Raw genomic sequence first — 18,143 nt, 5'->3', positions numbered from 1 at the left:
AGGAGACTGACATGATCCAGTGGCAAGATTTACATCATAGTGACCTCACCGTTCAATCGCTTTACGCCCTGCTGAAGCTGCGCTGTGAAGTGTTTGTTGTGGAACAGACCTGCCCGTATCAGGACATCGACGGCGATGACCTCGTTGGCGAGAACCGCCATATCCTCGGCTGGCGTGATAACGAGCTGGTGGCGTATGCGAGGATTCTGAAAAGCGAAGATGATTTTGAGCCTGTCGTGATTGGCCGCGTCATCATCAGCGGCAAGGCGCGCGGTGAAAAACTGGGCTATCAGCTGATGGAAAAAACGCTGGAAGCGTGCCGGAAACAGTGGCCGGACAAGGCGTTATACCTGGGCGCGCAGGCGCACCTGCAGTCGTTCTATGCCCACTTTGGCTTCACGCCGGTAACGGAAGTGTATGACGAAGATGGCATTCCGCACATCGGCATGGCGCGAGAAGTGAAACAGGCGTAATGGCATCTCGTTGGCTATAGTTAGCGGACTGGTGTACTAACATGGAGAAAAATATGTCATTTCAATCCTGGGATACCCGTATCGACGACGACCTGGCCTTACTGAGCGAAACGCTTGAAGAAGTGTTACGTTCCTCGGGCGACCCTGCCGATCAGAAATATATTGAGCTAAAAGCCCGTGCCGAGCAGGCGCTGCATGAAGTGAAAAACCGCGTCAGCCATGCGTCTGATACTTACTACTACCGTGCCAAAAAAGCGGTGTATCGTGCCGATGATTACGTGCATGAAAAACCGTGGCAGGGTATTGGGATGGGTGCCGCCGTGGGGCTGGTGCTGGGGCTGCTGTTAGCCCGTCGTTAACAGCGTTTTAAACGCTTAACCACTCCCTATACGTGGGTACTGCTATTTATGGCCAGTACCCCGTATAATACGAGGTTTTAACAGGGAGAGGTTCGCGTGAATTCGATTTTCCTCGCGCTGGAGCAACTGCGTACCCAGCTATCGCAAGCGTTACCCGCAGCACCCGGCATACGTCATTTCGACGTCTCTTTCCCGTTAAACGACGCCTTCGATCCCCTCGCCTGGCTGGGCGAGCAGCAGTGTTATCCGCAGTTTTACTGGCAGCAGCGTAACGGCGATGAAGAGCTGGCCGCGCTGGGGGCAGTCACCCAATTTCCCTCTCTGGCATTAGCCTCGCAGTTTTTGCGCGAGCAAAACGTGGCAGGTGATACCCGCATTTGTGGCCTGAACGCCTTTAATCCGGAGCAGGGCAGCCTCTTTTTACCGCGACTGCTCTGGCGACGCACCGCCGGCAACGCCACGCTGCGCCTGCAGCTGTGGAGCGACCGCTCGCTTGAGGAGGATGCCTGCGTCGCGCTGGATTTTTTACAGCAGCTACGTCCTGCGAGACCTATCCGTCCGCTGTCCGTTCAGGTTGAGCACGAAACCCATCAGCCGCAGCAGGCCGAATGGCTGAAGCTTATCCGCACGGCGACGGAGACCATCGCGCGCGGTGATTTTGAAAAAGTGGTTCTCGCCCGGGCAACCGATCTGCAGTTCACGCAGCGTGTTAACCCTGTCGCGCTGATGGCGGCCAGCCGCGCCCTGAATTTACACTGCTACCATTTTTGCATGGTATTCGACGCTAACAACGCGTTTCTTGGCTCTACGCCGGAGCGTCTGTGGCGGCGGCGCGGCAAGCTGCTGCGCACGGAAGCGCTGGCGGGCACCGTTGCCAGCCATACCGATGATAGCCAGGCCCAGCGTCTCGGCGAGTGGCTGCTGAATGACGATAAAAACCAGCGCGAAAATATGCTGGTCGTGGAAGATATCTGCCAGCGTCTTCAGCACCATACGCAGACGCTTGAGGTACTGCCCGCCCAGGTGGTGCGCCTGCGTAAGGTGCAGCATTTGCGCCGCTGTATCTGGACCGAGCTCAAACAGGCCGATGACGAGCAGTGTCTGCTCATGTTACAGCCGACAGCGGCCGTTGCCGGATTACCCCGACAGCCTGCGCGCGAGTTTATCCAGAAGGTTGAACCCTTTAACCGCGAATGGTACGCCGGTTCGGCCGGGTATTTATCTCCTGAACAGAGTGAGTTCTGCGTAGCGTTGCGCTCCGCGCGCGTTCTGGAGGATTCTCTGCGGCTCTACGCCGGCGCCGGTATTGTCAGCGGGTCTGACCCGGAGCAGGAGTGGCAGGAGATTGAAAACAAAGCCGCCGGATTGCGCTCTCTGCTCCTAAGGGATTAATACTGAATCGCGCAATCCCGATTCATATCAAAATTCTATTTTTTTCTATTATTTATACTGTGTCGCATTCTTGATACCGGACAATCTCATGTCAGTAAGTTCTTTTAACCGACGCTGGGCGGCGGTGATCCTTGAAGCCCTGACGCGTCATGGCGTCAGGCACGTGTGTATTGCACCGGGTTCTCGCTCAACGCCATTGACGCTGGCTGCCGCTGAAAACCGGGCGTTGATTCACCACACCCACTTTGATGAACGCGGTCTCGGCCATCTTGCGCTCGGGCTGGCGAAGGTCAGCAAAGAACCAGTGGCGGTGATCGTCACCTCCGGTACCGCCGTGGCGAACCTCTATCCGGCCCTGATTGAAGCCGGGTTAACCGGTGAAAAACTGATCTTACTGACGGCCGATCGCCCCCCTGAGCTTATCGACTGCGGCGCTAATCAGGCCATTCGCCAGCCGGGGCTCTTTGCTTCGCATCCTTCGCAGACGATTTCGTTACCGCGTCCCACCCAGGATATTCCGGCAAGCTGGCTGGTCTCCACCGTCGATCACGCCATGGAGACGCTGCGCAGCGGGGCGTTGCATATCAACTGCCCGTTTGCCGAGCCGCTCTACGGTGAGCTGGACGACACGGGTCTTGACTGGCAGCAGTCCCTTGGCGACTGGTGGGAGAGTGAAAAACCGTGGCTGCGCGAGCAGACGCATCTTGAGAGCGCGAAGCAGCGCGACTGGTTCTTCTGGCGGCAGAAGCGCGGCGTGGTGATTGCCGGGCGCATGAGCGCCGCTGAAGGCAAACTGGTTGCCGAATGGGCGCAAACCCTTGGCTGGCCGCTGATAGGCGACGTGCTTTCCCAGACCGGTCAGCCGCTGCCGTGCGCCGACCTCTGGCTGGGGAATGCCAAAGCGGTCACCGAGCTGGCGCAGGCGCAGATTGTGGTCCAGCTTGGATCGAGTTTGACCGGCAAACGGTTACTGCAGTGGCAGGCCACCTGCACGCCGGAAGAGTACTGGCTGGTGGACGCGCTGGAAGGCCGGCTTGACCCGGCACACCACCGCGGTCGTCGTCTGGTCAGCAGTATCGACGCCTGGCTGACGCTTCATCCGGCTGAAAAACGCAAGCCCTGGGCGGTAGCCATCCCGGACCTTTCGCGCCAGGCGTGGGAGCTGACCAAAGCGCACTGTGAAGCGTTTAGCGAGGCCGGGCTGGCGCACCGTATTCGCCAGTGCCTGCCTGAACAGGGGCAATTGTTTGTCGGCAACAGCCTGGTCGTGCGGCTGATTGACGCGTTTTCGAAGCTGCCAGCGGGCTACCCGGTGTACAGCAACCGCGGCGCCAGCGGCATCGACGGGCTGATCTCCACAGCGGCGGGCGTGCAGCGCGCCAGCGCGAAATCGACGCTGGCGATCGTGGGCGATCTCTCCGCGCTCTACGATCTCAACGCGCTGGCGCTGCTGCGTCAGGCGTCTGCCCCGTTTGTGCTGATTGTGGTCAACAACAACGGCGGACAGATTTTCTCCCTGCTGCCAACGCCGCAGAGCGAGCGCGAGCGCTTCTATCTGATGCCGCAGAACGTGCAGTTCGAACACGCCGCGGCGATGTTTAGCCTGAAATACCATCGCCCGGAAAGCTGGGAACAGCTAGACGCAGCGTTAAGCAGCGCCTGGAAGCAGCCGGGTGCGACGCTGATTGAGCTGGTGGTGAACGATGCTGACGGTGCGCAGGCCCTGCAAAGCCTGCTGGCGCAGGTGAGCCAGCTGTGATCCTCTCTGGCGTGCAGAAGGCCGGAAAACCCGGCTATCCCTGGCTGGTCTTTTTGCACGGTTTTTCAGGCGACTGCCGCGAGTGGCAGAGGGTCGGTGAAGGGCTCAGGGATTACCCCCGGCTGTACCTGGATTTGCCGGGTCACGGTGGATCCCAGGAGCTGGGCGTGACGGGGTTTGACGAGGTGAGCACGTTGCTCACCCGAACCCTTCTTAGTTACAACATACTGACATTCTGGCTCATCGGGTACTCCCTCGGCGGCCGCATTGCGATGTTCCATGCCTGCCAGCAGCCGAAGGGGCTGCTGGGCGTGATGGTGGAGGGGGGACATCCCGGCCTGCAGGATGCCGAGGTGCGGAATGCGCGGCTGGCATCCGACCGCCGCTGGGCAACGCGTTTTCGCACCGAACCGCTGGAGAAGGTGTTCGCTGACTGGTACCAACAGCCCGTGTTCGCCTCCCTCACGGACGCCCAGCGCGAGGCGCTGATAACCCTGCGCAGCCAGAACAACGGCGCGACGCTGGCGATGATGCTCGAGGCGACCTCGCTGGCCGTGCAGCCGGATTTGCGTGCCGCGCTTAGCGCACGCGATTTCTCTTTTGACTATCTCTATGGCGAACGGGATGAGAAGTTCGCGGCCCTTGCCGCAGAAGTGAACGCCGTTCGCCATGCCATTCCCAATGCCGGACACAACGCCCACCGGGAAAATCCCGATGCGGTTATCGCGAGTCTGGCTCAGATACTGCGTTATCGAATAAAGGACACTCTATGATCTATCCTGATGAAAACATGCTCTACGCCCCGGTTGAATGGCAGGACTGCTCCGAAGGCTACACCGACATTCGTTACCACAAATCCACCGACGGCATTGGCAAAATCACCATCAACCGTCCGCAGGTGCGTAACGCCTTCCGTCCGCTGACCGTGAAAGAGATGATTCAGGCCCTGGCGGATGCGCGCTACGACGACAACATCGGCGTGATTGTCCTGACCGGCGAAGGCGATAAAGCGTTCTGCTCCGGTGGCGATCAGAAAGTGCGCGGCGACTACGGCGGATACCAGGACGATGCGGGTACCCACCACCTGAACGTCCTCGATTTCCAGCGTCAGATCCGCACCTGTCCAAAACCAGTGGTGGCGATGGTGGCGGGCTACTCCATCGGCGGCGGTCACGTGCTGCATATGATGTGCGATCTGACCATTGCGGCAGAGAACGCCATCTTCGGCCAGACCGGCCCGAAAGTCGGGTCCTTCGACGGCGGCTGGGGCGCCTCGTACATGGCGCGCATCGTCGGGCAGAAAAAAGCCCGCGAAATCTGGTTCCTGTGCCGTCAGTACAACGCTCAGGAAGCGCTGGATATGGGCCTGGTGAATACCGTGGTACCGATTGCCGATCTCGAAAAAGAGACCGTTCGCTGGTGCCGTGAAATGCTGCAAAACAGCCCGATGGCGCTGCGCTGCCTGAAGGCCGCGCTCAACGCCGACTGTGACGGCCAGGCGGGTCTGCAGGAGCTGGCGGGCAACGCCACCATGCTGTTCTACATGACCGAAGAGGGTCAGGAAGGGCGCAACGCGTTTAACGAAAAACGCCAGCCGGACTTCAGCAAATACAAACGGAACCCGTAATGCGTCGCGCGCAGGTTTACCGCTGGCAGATACCGATGGACGCGGGCGTGGTGCTGCGTGAACGGCGGTTAAAAACCCGTGACGGCTTCTTCGTGCATCTGCAGCAGGACGAGCGGGAAGGCTGGGGCGAGATTTCGCCTCTGCCGGGCTTTAGCCTGGAATCTCTGGATGACGCGCAGTCAGCATTGCTGGCGTGGGCGGACGCGTGGCGCGAGGGCGCGGCTCCGGCGTTGCCGGACGTGCCTTCCGCGGCTTTTGGTATCAGCTGCGCGCTGGCGGAACTCGACGGCAGCCTGCCTGAAGAGGCTAACTACCGCGCGGCACCGCTCTGCACGGGCGATCCTGACGAGCTGTTCGCGCTGCTCTCCGCCATGCCGGGCGAGAAAGTGGCGAAAATTAAAGTTGGTCTCTACGAGGCGGTGCGCGACGGCATGGTCGCCAACCTGCTGCTGGAAGCGATCCCCGACCTTCATCTGCGTCTGGACGCTAACCGCGCCTGGACGCCTCTCAAGGCGCAGCAGTTCGCAAAGTACGTCAACCCGGCGTACCGCAGCCGCATTGCCTTCCTCGAAGAGCCGTGCAAAACCCGCGACGATTCGCGCGCGTTTGCCCGCGAAACGGGGATAGCCATCGCCTGGGATGAAAGCCTGCGCGAGGACGATTTTGAATTTGTCGCCGAGCCCGGCGTCAGCGCGGTGGTGATTAAACCGACGCTGACCGGTAGCCTGGCGAAGGTGCGCGAGCAGGTCTCGGCGGCGCACGCGCTGGGGCTGACGGCGGTCATCAGCTCGTCGATTGAATCCAGCCTTGGGTTGACCCAGCTGGCGCGCATTGCCGCCTGGCTAACGCCGGACACGATCCCCGGCCTCGACACGCTGAATCTGATGCAGGCCCAGCTTATCCGCACGTGGCCGGACAGCGCGCTGCCGTGCCTCGACGTCTCGGCGCTGGAGCCGCTGCGATGAGTTTTACCGACTGGCCGTGGCGACACTGGTGCGCGCAGTTTGCTGATAAACCGGCCCTGAGGCTGGACGACGAGGTGCTCAGCTGGCAGCAGCTGTGCACCCGCATCGACCGCCTGGCGGCAGAATTTCATCTTCAGGGCGTGGAGGAGGGCGACGGCGTGCTGCTGCTGGCCCATAACCACCCGCAAACCCTTCTGGCGTGGCTGGCGCTGCTCCAGTGCGGGGCGCGTATTCTTCCCGTTAATCCGCAGCTGCCTCGCCCGCTGCTGGACGTGTTGCTCCCGCAGATGACGCTGCGCTTTGCGCTGGTGCTGGACGGTACGTGTGAGGGTCTTCCTGCCCTGCGCATGCGCGAGCGCGCGGGTGAATATCGCGTTGCGTGGCAACCGTCGCGGCTGGCGTCCATGACGCTGACCTCCGGTTCCACCGGGCTGCCGAAAGCGGCGGTGCATACCTGCGCCGGCCACCTCGCCAGCGCGCGCGGCGTGCTGGCGCTGATGCCATACGGTGAAGACGACGACTGGCTGCTTTCGCTGCCGCTGTTTCACGTTTCCGGCCAGGGGATTTTATGGCGCTGGCTGCAGGCCGGGGCGCGGTTAACCGTGCGCGAGAAACAGCCGCTGGCGCAGGCGCTGCTCGGCTGCACCCACGCCTCGCTGGTGCCGACCCAGCTCTGGCGTCTGCTTAATACCCACCAGCCTGTCGCACTGAAAGCGGTGCTGCTGGGCGGTGCCGCCATCCCTGTTGAATTGACGCAGCAGGCGCGCGAGCAGGGGATTCACACCTTCTGCGGCTACGGCCTGACCGAGTTTGCCTCTACCGTCTGCGCGAAAGCGGCGGACGGCGAGCCGGACGTAGGCTATGCTCTGCCGGGCAGAGAGGTGCAGGTGGTTAACGGTGAGGTCTGGATCCGGGCGCAGAGCATGGCCTCAGGCTACTGGCGGGACGGCGAATTAGTTCCGCTGACCAATGCGCAGGGATGGTTCGCCACCCGCGATCGCGGTGAATGGCATGATGGCCGCCTGACGATCCTGGGCCGCATGGACAACCTCTTTTTTAGCGGTGGAGAAGGGATTCAGCCGGAGAGCCTTGAGCGTGTTATCGCCCGCCATCCGCAGATTAACCAGGTGTTTATCGTCCCGCTGGACGACGCCGAGTTTGGGCAACGTCCGGTGGCGGTGGTGGAGTGCGAGCCGGGAACGGATATCACCTGTTTGCCTGACTGGGTCAGGGATAAGGTGGCGCGTTTTGAGCAACCCGTCCGCTGGCTGCTGTTGCCGACCGAACTCAAAAATGGCGGCATTAAAGTTTCGCGCCGCGCGTTGCAGCAGTGGGTGAACGCATCGCTGAAGGGATAACAGCCGTTTCAATTAGTTACAATCTACCGTTCTGCCGCACGCAGAGTGCTTGATCCCCGGGAGACTCCGGTTAAAATCTCGCGGTTTTGGGACTTCTTTATAATAATTGTGCGGGATCACGACAATGAAAAAAGTGGCATTACTGGGCTTCGGCCTGATGGTTGTATCTGCGGCGGCTAACGCCATCAGCATTAACGGCTCGGCGGGTCAGGATTACACCCACCTGGGCTTTGGCATGGGTACCGAGACTTCCGGTCTGGCGATGACCGGCGGCTGGACGCATAACGATGACGACGGCGACGCGGCGAGCCTCGGCCTGGGTCTGAACGTTCCTCTTGGCCCATTCCTGGCCACCGTCGGCGGTAAAGGTATCTATACCAACCCAAATGACGGTGACGAAGGGTACGCGGCGGCAGTGGGCGGCGGCCTGCAGTGGAAAATTGGCGACAGCTTCGGCCTGTTTGGTGAGTATTACTATTCGCCGGACTCCCTCTCAAGCGGTATCGAGAGCTATGAAGAGGCTAACGCCGGCGCGCGCTGGACCATCATGCGTCCAATTACCATCGAAGCGGGCTATCGCTATCTGAACCTGGCCGGCAAAGACGGCAACCGCGACAACGCGCTGGCCGACGGCCCGTACGTGGGCGTCAGCGCAGGCTTCTAATCACTCCGGCGCGGCGTTCTGCCGCGCCAGTTTCTCTCTTCTCCACCCCGCGTTTGCGCTATAGTGTTTTGACCAAATAAGCGGGAGAACATAATGATTAACGTGGAGATGTTATCCACCGGCGACGAAGTGCTGCATGGACAAATTATCGATACCAATGCTGCCTGGCTTGCCGATCTTTTCTTTGAGCAAGGATTACCGTTAACGCGCCGCAATACCGTGGGCGACAATCTTGAGTCGCTGGTCGCTATTCTGCGCGAGCGCAGCGAGCACTGCGACGTGCTGATTGTGAACGGCGGGCTCGGCCCCACTAGCGACGATCTCAGCGCGCTGGCCGCCGCGACCGCAAAAGGCGAAGGGCTGGTGCTGCACGAGGCGTGGCTTTCGCAGATGGAGCGCTTTTTCTCCGAACGTGGTCGCGTCATGGCCCCCAGCAACCGCAAACAGGCGGAAATTCCCGCCAGCGCCGAGCTGGTCGATAACCCGGTGGGTACCGCGTGCGGGTTTGCCATGCAGCTGAACCGCTGCCTGATGTTCTTCACGCCGGGCGTGCCCTCAGAATTTAAAGTGATGGTCGAGCAGCAGATCCTGCCGCGCCTTCGCGATCGTTTTACCCTGCCTGAACCGCCGCTGTGCCTGCGTCTGACCACCTTTGGCCGCTCTGAAAGCGATCTGGCCCAGAGCCTTGACCCCCTCCCGCTGCCGCCGGGCGTCTCCATGGGCTATCGCTCCTCCATGCCGATCATTGAACTTAAGCTGACAGGCCCGGCCGAGCAGAAAGAGGCGATGCTGGCCCTGTGGCCCGAGGTGCAGCGCGTGGCGGGCGAAAGCCTGATTTTTGAAGGGACGGAAGGGTTGCCCGCGCAGATTGCGGCGCATCTGCAGTCGCGTCAGCTGAGCGTGACCTTAAGCGAGCAGTTCACGGGTGGCCTGCTGGCGCTGCAGCTGTCGCGCGTCAACGCGCCGCTGCTGGCCAGCGAAGTGGTGCCGTTCCAGCAGGAGACCCTGGCGCAAACCGCACGCTGGGCTTCCGAGAGAAGGGTGAAGCATTTTGCCGGTCTGGCGCTGTTCGTCGGGGGGCTGGACGAGGAATACCTTAACTTCGCGCTGGCGACGCCGGAAGGCACCTGGGCCCTGCGGGTAAAAATGAGCATCACCCGCCACAGCCTGGCGGTGCGTCAGGAGGTTTGCGCCATGATGGCGTTGAACATGCTGCGCCGCTGGCTGAATGGTAAAGAGGTTGCCAGCGAGCACGGCTGGATCCATGTGGTCGAGTCGCTGTTTATCGAGTAAAACCTGTGCCGGGGCCTTTCGCCCCGGCCATGTTCAGCCCAGCGCCTTCGCCAGCAGGGTGATTGGATGTTCGCAGCGCTTGCTGGTGGACATCTCAATCTGCCACTTGCAGGTTTCGCAGTCCGTTACCACGATATCCGCGCCGCTCTCTTCAATCTGACGGAACAGCGGGGCGCCAATCGCCTGTGACGTTTCGTAGTTTTCACGCTTAAAGCCGTAGGTCCCCGCAATCCCGCAGCAGCGCGAATCCAGCACCGTCAGCTCCAGGCCAGGAATAAGCCGCAGCAGCTCAAGCGTATAGAGCGACCAGCCCATTTTCTCCATGTGACACGGCGTGTGATAGACCACTTTCAGCGGTAATGTCTTCAGCGGCAGCGTCTGCCCGCTATCCAGCTTGCGCCACAGGAAGCGCGTCGCCAGCTCGATGTGCTCGCGCAGGCCGGTGTTATCCACGTCCAGCAGATGCGGGTACTCGTCGCGCAGGGTGAAGGTACAGGTGGACGAGGTCGCCAGCACCGGAATACCTTTATCGACAATTGCTTCGCGCAGGGAGGTGACATTGCTCTGAGCTTGCCTGCGCGCTTTATCGGTAAACCCGTTGGCAATCAGCGGTACGCCGCAGCACTTCTCTTTGTTCAGTAGCTGAACGCCCGTTCCCATGGCGTTCAGCACCTTCAGCAGGTCTTTACCCAGCTGCGGGTGGTTGTAGTTCACATAGCAGCCGTGGAAAAAGGCCACCTGGTCGGCATACTTCGCCTGTTCCGCCGCGACGGATTTGTACCAGCGGCGGAAGGTGCCGTGAGAATATTTTGGCAGGCTGCGGTGATGGTCTATCTTCAGCGTCGCATCCAGCAGCTGGCGCACCGGCTTGAGCGAGGTCGCGGCATTCACCAGCGGGGCAAAGGGCGTCGAGACGCTGCCCATCAGATCGGTATGGCTAAGGATCGCGTCCCGCAGCGTCGGCTTTTGCGTGCTGTAGCGCGCCCGGGCGCGCTGGATGATATCGCCGATTTTAACATCCGACGGGCAGGCGACTTCGCAGCGTTTGCAGTTAATGCAGTATTTCAACGCCTCGTCATACAGCTTGCCGTCCTTCAGACGCAGACGCTCGCCGTCCGGTCCGGCCTGCTTTGGACCCGGATAGCGTGGGTTCACGCCGCTGACCGGGCAGACGGTGGTACACACCGTGCATTTAATGCAGCTTTCAAAACGGGTGTCGTTCATTGTTCAGCCTCCGTGCGCTGGCTAATCTGCTCTGCCACACACAGCGCCGTGACGGCGCAGACCCCGCCACCGCATCCCTGGGCAATGGGATCGTACCCGCCCAGCAGCGAGCCGATGGCAAAGAGATTACTGACGGGCTTACCGGAAAGCTGCGGGTGCAGCTGGCTATCGACAATCACCCCGAACTGCTGCCAGGGCTGCGGCGAGAAGAAATCACTCTGATACCAGTCAGATCGGGAGGCTCGCTGGCGAACATCCAGCCCCATGATGGCTTCCCGGATGCCCTCCCGGCTGCTCAGCAGCCCGTTGCTGAAGAAGCTGCCGCTTGCCAGCACCGTATAGCGGGCACGAAGCGGAATATCGTCGTGGTTGCGCGTCCAGATTTCGCTCACCGCGCCGTCGGTCAGGGTGATTTTTTTCACCTCATCACCCGCCATCCACACGCCGCCCTGCGCGACAAACTGGCGCTGGAGCTGGGTATGCAGGCGAATGCCGGGTACGGAAGGGGGCAGCGTGGGCAGCAGGCCGAGCGAGCAGGGCAGACGATCCGAGAGCCAGCGCCAGAGCCGGTTGTCGCGTAAACCAAAGCAGGCTGGCATCAGCAGGGCGTCGCAGCCGTCGCCGAGCGGCCTGAGCGCGTCATACAGCAGCGGCCATTTGTCTTCGTTATCCAGAAAACGGGCGATATTCACCGCGCGAAACTCGCTCGGGTTATCGCGCAGGACATCAAGCTCGGGCAGCTCTATTTCTGCCGTTTCGGCGTTAACGCCCTGGCGACAGAGCGACGCCGCCGCGAGATGGGGCTGAAAATCCAGAAAGCCGCTAATACCCACGACCCGCACGCGCGCGGCATTGAAGGGTGCAACGGGCACCTCCTCCGGGCTGAGCCAGGCAGAGCGTAGGGTGCCGAGCGGCGTGACGCGCTGGTTATTGAGCCGGGCACTTCCCTTCAGACGTGCGCCGCAGTCCGCCAGCAGCGCTTCGGTTTCCAGCGCAAAGCGGTCAATATGCTGCGCGCCAATCAGGTGATACGGGTGCTCCGGCGGCAGCTTATCGCGGTACGCTTCGTTCACCAGATCCAGCGAGCCCGACGAGAAGTGCAGGGCGCTCTGGCCACGGGTGATAATGGCGCAGCGCAGCCCCTGCTTCGTGAGTTTGATGCCGCAGAGCAATCCTGCCAGCCCGCCGCCGACGATGACGGTATCAAATTTCATCGCGTTGCTCCTTCTCAAGACCGCAAAGCCCCTGGTAGACCCAGCGGGTAAATTCGCTTTCGCGCAGGGCATCTCCCCACGCGACAGGCTGAATGCCTTTCCAGCGCTCGTTTAAAAACGCGCTGAGCTGATCGAGCGACTGGGTGGCGGTGGTGGTGTGAAAACGCTGCAATAACCCGGCGGCACGACAGGCGCACAGCTCGCCCTGACAGGTGCCCATTCCAACGCGGGTGCGGCGGCGAAGATCGAGCAGGCTGTTTACCGTCAGGCTCTCCACCGCGTACTGCACCTCACCGGCGGTGACGGCTTCGCACTCGCACACCAGGCTGCGGCTCAGTCGTCCTTCACCGAGCCACTGTGGCGTTCTGTCGCCGTGGCGGTAAATAGCGGACCCGCGCAGCGGCGCGGGCAGAGAGATAATTTTTTGCAGCGTTTTTTCGGTGGACTGACGCGAGCCGGGCAGGGCTTGCTCTGCCGTCACGCACCGTTCGGTATTGCCCAGCTTGCGGCAGACGGCATCGGTCGCCCACTCGGCCATCAGGCGGTAGGTCATCAGCTTGCCGCCGGTAATGGTGATAAACCCGTCCATGCCGTCGCGCTCGGCGTGATCGAGCAGCACGATGCCCCGGCTGACGTTACGCCCGCTCGGGTCGTTATCGCTGGCGACCAGCGGACGCACGCCCGCGTAGGCGCGCAGAATACGCGTCTGGGCCATCACCGGGGCCAGTTTTTCCCCTTCGCGCAGCAGGATGTCGACCTCTTCGGCGGTCACGCGGTTGTAGTCAATCTCGCTGTAGTCCACGTGGGTTGAGGTGGTACCGATTAACGAAATGGTGTCGCCCGGGACGAGGATATCGGCATCGGACGGTTTGCGGCAGCGGTTAATCACGTGGTTATTGATGCGGTGGTCGAGGATCAGCAGCGAGCCTTTCGCCGGGAACATGCGCACCGACAGGTCCGCGTATTCCGCGATGCGCTGCCCCCAGATCCCCGCCGCGTTAACCACAACGGCGGCATACAGCTCGCTGTGTTCGTTATATTGCGTATCAAGGATCCGCACGCCGCAGATGCGATTCCCCTCGCGGATAAGCCCGGTCACTTCGTGCCCGGTCAGGATGTGCGCGCCATGCTCGCGAGCGTCCAGCATATTGGCGGCGGTCAGGCGGAAGGGGTCAACGGTGCCGTCAGGCACTTTCACCGCGCCGATAAGCGCCGGGTTAACCGACGGTTCCAGCCGCCGCGCCAGCGCCGGGTCCATGGCCTCAGCCTGAATGCCTGCTGCAGTGCAGGCGGTAATAAAGGTGTCCTGAAAGGCGAGGTCATCTTCGGGAAGGGTAATAAAGAGGCCGTCGGTCGGCTCAATGCAGTGGCGGGCGATACGCTTGAGGATCTGGTTTTCAGCAATACATTCGCGCGCGGATTCACCGTCGGTCACCGCGTACCGCGCGCCGCTGTGCAGCAGGCCGTGGTTGCGTCCGGTTGCGCCCGTGGCGATATCATGGCGCTCGAGCAGCGTGACGCTTAAGCCGCGAAGGGCGCAATCGCGTGCGATCCCGGCGCCGGTTGCGCCACCGCCAATGATTATCACATCGCTGTAGCGAGGATCGTGAATGGTCATTGTTTACCCTCTATGTTCGTTTTTTTATCATTTAGCCATATCAATAGTGTGGTTTGTTTGATTTCGAACATAAACGCGCGAAATTCGAAAGTGAAACGTGATTTCATGCGCTTTTTTGCGCATTCTGTCATATTTCTGTAACAATCTGTGCGTTGATTCACAGTAACAATCACCGTGATTTCTTAACATCCCCGCCTCTGGAATTCAGGTGCGAGCCACCTGCTCATTCAATTCAAGGCCACGGAGGCTGTTATGCTCAGTATCTTCAAACCTGCGCCGCATCGGGCGCGTCTGCCAGAGGCAGAAATTGATCCGCTATACCGCCGCCTGCGCTGGCAAATCTTCCTGGGGATCTTCTTCGGGTACGCGGCGTACTACCTTGTACGTAAAAACTTTGCGCTCGCCATGCCGTATCTGGTGGAGCAGGGCTTCTCCCGCGGCGATCTGGGGTTCGCGCTGTCGGGGATCTCAATCGCCTACGGTTTTTCCAAATTCATCATGGGTTCCGTATCGGATCGCTCGAATCCGCGCGTGTTCCTGCCCGCCGGCCTGATCCTGGCGGCCACGGTCATGCTGTTCATGGGCTTTGTGCCGTGGGCGACGTCCAGCATTGCCGTCATGTTCGTGCTGCTGTTCCTCTGCGGCTGGTTCCAGGGGATGGGGTGGCCGCCGTGCGGACGTACCATGGTGCACTGGTGGTCGCAGAAGGAGCGCGGCGGCATCGTGTCGGTGTGGAACTGCGCGCATAACGTGGGTGGCGGTATTCCGCCGCTGCTGTTCCTGCTGGGTATGGCCTGGTTCAACGACTGGCACGCTGCGCTGTATATGCCTGCCTTCGGCGCCATCGTCGTGGCGATTATCGCCTTCGCGCTGATGCGCGACACGCCGCAGTCCTGCGGCCTGCCGCCGATTGAAGAGTACAAAAACGACTATCCGGATGATTACAGCAAGGAGCACGAGGAAGAGCTGACCGCAAAACAGATCTTCATGAAGTACGTCCTGCCGAACAAGCTGCTGTGGTACATCGCGGTGGCGAACGTGTTCGTTTACCTTCTTCGCTACGGCATCCTCGACTGGTCGCCAACCTACCTGAAAGAGGTGAAGCACTTCGCGCTGGATAAATCCTCGTGGGCCTATTTCCTGTATGAATATGCCGGGATCCCGGGCACGCTGCTTTGCGGCTGGATGTCGGACAAGGTGTTTAAAGGTAACCGCGGCGCGACGGGCGTGTTCTTTATGACCCTGGTGACCATCGCGACCGTTGTTTACTGGCTCAACCCGCCGGGCAACCCATCAGTAGACATGGCCTGCATGATCGTCATCGGCTTCCTGATTTATGGTCCGGTAATGCTGATCGGTCTGCACGCGCTGGAGCTGGCACCGAAAAAAGCGGCAGGCACGGCGGCAGGCTTTACCGGTCTGTTCGGCTATCTGGGCGGTTCGGTCGCGGCGAGCGCCATCGTGGGCTACACCGTTGACTTCTTCGGCTGGGACGGCGGCTTTATGGTGATGATCGGCGGCAGCGTGCTGGCGGTACTGCTGCTGATTGTTGTGATGATCGGTGAGAAACGCCACCACGCGGAAGTGCAGGCGCGTCGTCAATAAGGAGTATTGCCATGAAATTATCTTACGTAACAACCGGCCTGCTGCTGGCGGGCCTGATGACCGGCTCCGCGCTGGCGGCGGATAAAATCGTTATCGCCCACCGCGGTGCCAGCGGCTATCTGCCGGAGCATACGCTGCCGGCAAAAGCGATGGCCTATGCCCAGGGCGCGGATTATCTGGAGCAGGATCTGGTGATGACGAAGGACGACCAGCTGGTCGTCCTGCATGACCACTATCTGGACCGCGTGACGGACGTGGCGGAGCGCTTCCCTGACCGCGCGCGAAAAGATGGCCGCTATTACGCCATTGATTTCACCCTGGCGGAGATCCGTTCCCTGAAATTTACCGAAGGCTTCGAGATTGAAAACGGCAAGAAGGTGCAGGTCTATCCGGGACGTTTCCCGATGGGCAAATCTGACTTCCGCATTCATACCTTCCAGGAAGAGATTGAGTTTGTTCAGGGGCTGAACCACTCCACCGGTAAAAACATCGGTATCTACCCGGAGATCAAAGCGCCGTGGTTCCACCATCAGGAAGGAAAAGACATTGCCGCGAAGACGCTGGAGGTGCTGAAACAGTACGGCTACACCAGCAAGAAGGACAAAGTCTACCTGCAGTGTTTTGACGCCGCCGAGCTGAAGCGCATCAAAACCGAGCTGGAGCCGAAGATGGGCATGAACCTCAATCTGGTTCAGCTGATCGCCTATACCGACTGGAATGAAACCCAGGAGAAGCAGCCGGACGGGAAGTGGGTGAACTACAACTACGACTGGATGTTTAAGCCGGGCGCGATGAAGCAGATTGCGCAGTACGCCGACGGCATCGGGCCGGATTACCACATGCTGGTGGCGGAAGGCTCAGCGCCGGGCCACGTGAAGCTGACGGCGATGGTGAAAGAGGCGCACGCCAGCAAGATGCAGGTGCATCCGTATACCGTGCGTGCAGACCAGCTGCCGCCGTATGCTACGGACGTGAATCAGCTTTATGAGGTGTTGTATAACCAGGCGGGCGTGGACGGGCTGTTTACGGATTTTCCGGATAAAGCGGTGAGCTTTTTGAAGGATTAACGCTGAAATTGCCGGGTGGCGGCTGCGCCTTACCCGGCCTACGAACTAACCCTCTCCCACCGGGAGAGGGGATACGGACAACATCACATCTCGATCTCAATATCGCCTTTTGCCCGGCAGCAGCAGGGCAAAATTTCCCCTTCGTTGATAAAGGCCAGCGGCTCGGTCAGCCAGTCCACCTGGCCGGCGACCAGACGGCAGCGGCAGGAGCCGCAGTAGCCGGAACGACACTGGTACTCTACTTCTACCTGATGCGCTTCAAGCGCCACCAGCAGAGAAGGGTGCTCCTCCCGACACAGTACCTCAGTGCCGGAAAGGCTTAACGTGACGCGTGACATCAGAGCTGGAAGTTGCTCAGGTCGTCGGTGTTGACTTCAGAATCAATCTGACCGACCAGATAAGAGCTCACTTCCACTTCCTGCGGCGCAACCTGCACGTTATCGGACACCAGCCAGGTGTTGATCCACGGGATTGGGTTAGAGCGCGTCTGGAACGGCAGGTCGAGACCGACGGCCTGCATGCGGATGTTGGTGATGTACTCAACGTACTGGCACAGGATGTCTTTGTTCAGGCCAATCATGGAGCCGTCGCGGAACAGGTAGTCCGCCCACTCTTTCTCCTGCTGAGCCGCCAGCACGAACAGGTCGTAGCACTCCTGCTTGCACTCTTCGGCGATTTCCGCCATCTCCGGATCGTCCGTACCGCTGCGCAGCAGGTTCAGCATGTGCTGGGTACCGGTCAGGTGCAGGGCTTCGTCACGAGCGATCAGGCGAATGATTTTGGCGTTGCCTTCCATCAGCTTGCGCTCGGCAAAGGCGAAGGAGCAGGCGAAGCTCACGTAAAAGCGGATCGCTTCCAGCGCGTTGACGCTCATCAGGCACAGGTACAGCTGCTTTTTCAGCGCGCGCAGGTTCACGGTAACGGTTTTACCGTTCACGTTGTGGGTGCCTTCGCCCAGCAGATGCCAGTAGCTGGTCATCTGGATCAGCTCGTCGTAGTAGTGGGCAATGCCTTCCGCGCGCTTCTGGATCTGCTCGTTGGTAACGATATCGTCAAACACCACCGCCGGATCGTTCACGATGTTGCGGATGATGTGGGTGTAAGAGCGGGAGTGGATCGTCTCGGAGAACGCCCAGGTTTCCACCCAGGTTTCCAGCTCAGGAATGGAGATCAGCGGCAGCAGCGCCACGTTCGGGCTACGGCCCTGAATGGAGTCCAGCAGCGTCTGGTACTTCAGGTTACTGATGAAGATATGCTTTTCGTGATCCGGCAGCGACTGGTAGTCAATACGGTCGCGGGAGACGTCCACTTCTTCCGGGCGCCAGAAGAAGGAGAGTTGCTTTTCGATCAGCTTTTCGAAGATGTCATATTTTTGCTGATCGTAGCGTGCCACGTTGACCGGCTGGCCGAAGAACATCGGCTCTTTGAGCTGGTCGTTTTTCGTCTGTGAAAAGGTGGTGTATGCCATGAGTGTGTCCTGTGAGAGATTTTGTCAGTCGGGCAAACAAAATCGTAGGCCGGGTAA

17 protein-coding genes are annotated in these 18,143 nt (G+C 60.3%); 12 read left to right on the top strand and 5 right to left on the bottom strand.

Annotated elements, in window-relative coordinates; translation table 11 throughout:
- Window positions 1-11 precede the first annotated feature (11 nt).
- The 10 genes from AC2TE5_RS15550 to AC2TE5_RS15505 all read left to right on the top strand — a co-directional run bounded on the left by AC2TE5_RS15550 (window position 12) and on the right by AC2TE5_RS15505 (window position 9,890).
- The gene (locus tag AC2TE5_RS15550) at window positions 12-473 is read left to right on the top strand and encodes a GNAT family N-acetyltransferase (RefSeq protein ID WP_484611965.1); all 462 of its coding nucleotides are present in this window, start codon (window positions 12-14) and stop codon (window positions 471-473) included.
- Between the two features lie 53 nt (window positions 474-526).
- Entirely contained in the window at window positions 527-832 is a 306-nt protein-coding gene (gene elaB / locus AC2TE5_RS15545) for a stress response protein ElaB (RefSeq protein ID WP_484611964.1), read from the top strand.
- A gap of 96 nt (window positions 833-928) precedes the next feature.
- Window positions 929-2,224, top strand: coding sequence for an isochorismate synthase MenF (gene menF / locus AC2TE5_RS15540; RefSeq protein WP_484611963.1), 1,296 nt, complete (start codon window positions 929-931; stop codon window positions 2,222-2,224).
- Window positions 2,225-2,312: 88 nt separating this feature from the next.
- Window positions 2,313-3,983 carry a 2-succinyl-5-enolpyruvyl-6-hydroxy-3-cyclohexene-1-carboxylic-acid synthase gene (gene menD, locus AC2TE5_RS15535; protein WP_213328147.1) on the top strand — a complete coding sequence of 557 codons (1,671 nt, stop codon included), beginning with the start codon at window positions 2,313-2,315 and terminating at the stop codon, window positions 3,981-3,983.
- On the top strand, window positions 3,980-4,756 hold the full coding sequence (gene menH / locus AC2TE5_RS15530) for a 2-succinyl-6-hydroxy-2,4-cyclohexadiene-1-carboxylate synthase (RefSeq protein WP_484611962.1): 777 nt from the start codon (window positions 3,980-3,982) through the stop codon (window positions 4,754-4,756). The genes menD and menH overlap by 4 nt, the downstream gene beginning before the upstream one ends.
- Window positions 4,753-5,610 (top strand): 1,4-dihydroxy-2-naphthoyl-CoA synthase, encoded by an 858-nt coding sequence (gene menB, locus AC2TE5_RS15525; RefSeq protein WP_484611961.1) that lies wholly within the window; start codon window positions 4,753-4,755, stop codon window positions 5,608-5,610. The genes menH and menB overlap by 4 nt, the downstream gene beginning before the upstream one ends.
- Window positions 5,610-6,575 carry an o-succinylbenzoate synthase gene (gene menC, locus AC2TE5_RS15520; protein WP_484611960.1) on the top strand — a complete coding sequence of 322 codons (966 nt, stop codon included), beginning with the start codon at window positions 5,610-5,612 and terminating at the stop codon, window positions 6,573-6,575. Before menB ends, menC begins: the two co-directional genes overlap by 1 nt.
- Entirely contained in the window at window positions 6,572-7,933 is a 1,362-nt protein-coding gene (menE, locus tag AC2TE5_RS15515) for an o-succinylbenzoate--CoA ligase (RefSeq protein WP_484611959.1), read from the top strand. The genes menC and menE overlap by 4 nt, the downstream gene beginning before the upstream one ends.
- Window positions 7,934-8,057: 124 nt before the next feature.
- The gene (locus tag AC2TE5_RS15510) at window positions 8,058-8,597 is read left to right on the top strand and encodes a YfaZ family outer membrane protein (RefSeq protein WP_024908211.1); all 540 of its coding nucleotides are present in this window, start codon (window positions 8,058-8,060) and stop codon (window positions 8,595-8,597) included.
- Window positions 8,598-8,690: 93 nt separating this feature from the next.
- Window positions 8,691-9,890, top strand: coding sequence for a nicotinamide mononucleotide deamidase-related protein YfaY (locus tag AC2TE5_RS15505; RefSeq protein WP_063143742.1), 1,200 nt, complete (start codon window positions 8,691-8,693; stop codon window positions 9,888-9,890).
- Window positions 9,891-9,923: 33 nt separating this feature from the next.
- Here AC2TE5_RS15505 and glpC read toward each other — a convergent pair whose 3' ends face one another.
- Genes glpC through glpA form a run of 3 tightly spaced genes read right to left on the bottom strand, consistent with a single transcriptional unit; the run spans window position 9,924 to window position 13,946 of the window.
- Window positions 9,924-11,114 (bottom strand): anaerobic glycerol-3-phosphate dehydrogenase subunit GlpC, encoded by a 1,191-nt coding sequence (glpC, locus tag AC2TE5_RS15500; RefSeq protein ID WP_301508358.1) that lies wholly within the window; start codon window positions 11,112-11,114, stop codon window positions 9,924-9,926.
- Window positions 11,111-12,328: a glycerol-3-phosphate dehydrogenase subunit GlpB gene (gene glpB / locus AC2TE5_RS15495; protein ID WP_484611958.1), complete on the bottom strand. Its 1,218-nt coding sequence runs from the start codon at window positions 12,326-12,328 to the stop codon at window positions 11,111-11,113. The genes glpC and glpB overlap by 4 nt, the downstream gene beginning before the upstream one ends.
- Window positions 12,318-13,946, bottom strand: coding sequence for an anaerobic glycerol-3-phosphate dehydrogenase subunit A (gene glpA / locus AC2TE5_RS15490; protein ID WP_407597658.1), 1,629 nt, complete (start codon window positions 13,944-13,946; stop codon window positions 12,318-12,320). Before glpA ends, glpB begins: the two co-directional genes overlap by 11 nt.
- Before the next feature lie 252 nt (window positions 13,947-14,198).
- On the opposite strand from glpA, the gene glpT reads away from it, so the two are divergent.
- Both glpT and glpQ read left to right on the top strand, forming a co-directional pair.
- Entirely contained in the window at window positions 14,199-15,551 is a 1,353-nt protein-coding gene (glpT, locus tag AC2TE5_RS15485) for a glycerol-3-phosphate transporter (protein ID WP_484611957.1), read from the top strand.
- A gap of 11 nt (window positions 15,552-15,562) precedes the next feature.
- Window positions 15,563-16,618 carry a glycerophosphodiester phosphodiesterase gene (glpQ, locus tag AC2TE5_RS15480; RefSeq protein WP_213328156.1) on the top strand — a complete coding sequence of 352 codons (1,056 nt, stop codon included), beginning with the start codon at window positions 15,563-15,565 and terminating at the stop codon, window positions 16,616-16,618.
- 83 nt (window positions 16,619-16,701) lie between these two features.
- Here the strand turns inward: glpQ and yfaE are convergent, their stop codons facing one another.
- Together yfaE and nrdB are read right to left on the bottom strand one after the other, a co-directional pair.
- Window positions 16,702-16,956: a class I ribonucleotide reductase maintenance protein YfaE gene (gene yfaE / locus AC2TE5_RS15475; protein WP_008500234.1), complete on the bottom strand. Its 255-nt coding sequence runs from the start codon at window positions 16,954-16,956 to the stop codon at window positions 16,702-16,704.
- Entirely contained in the window at window positions 16,956-18,086 is a 1,131-nt protein-coding gene (nrdB, locus tag AC2TE5_RS15470; protein WP_029740920.1) for a class Ia ribonucleoside-diphosphate reductase subunit beta, read from the bottom strand. The genes yfaE and nrdB overlap by 1 nt, the downstream gene beginning before the upstream one ends.
- Window positions 18,087-18,143: the final 57 nt, after the last annotated feature.

Source organism: Enterobacter sp. N5-15 (genome assembly GCF_057221635.1).
Note: the sequence above shows the minus strand (reverse complement) of the source record. Positions and strands in the feature narration are given on the sequence as shown.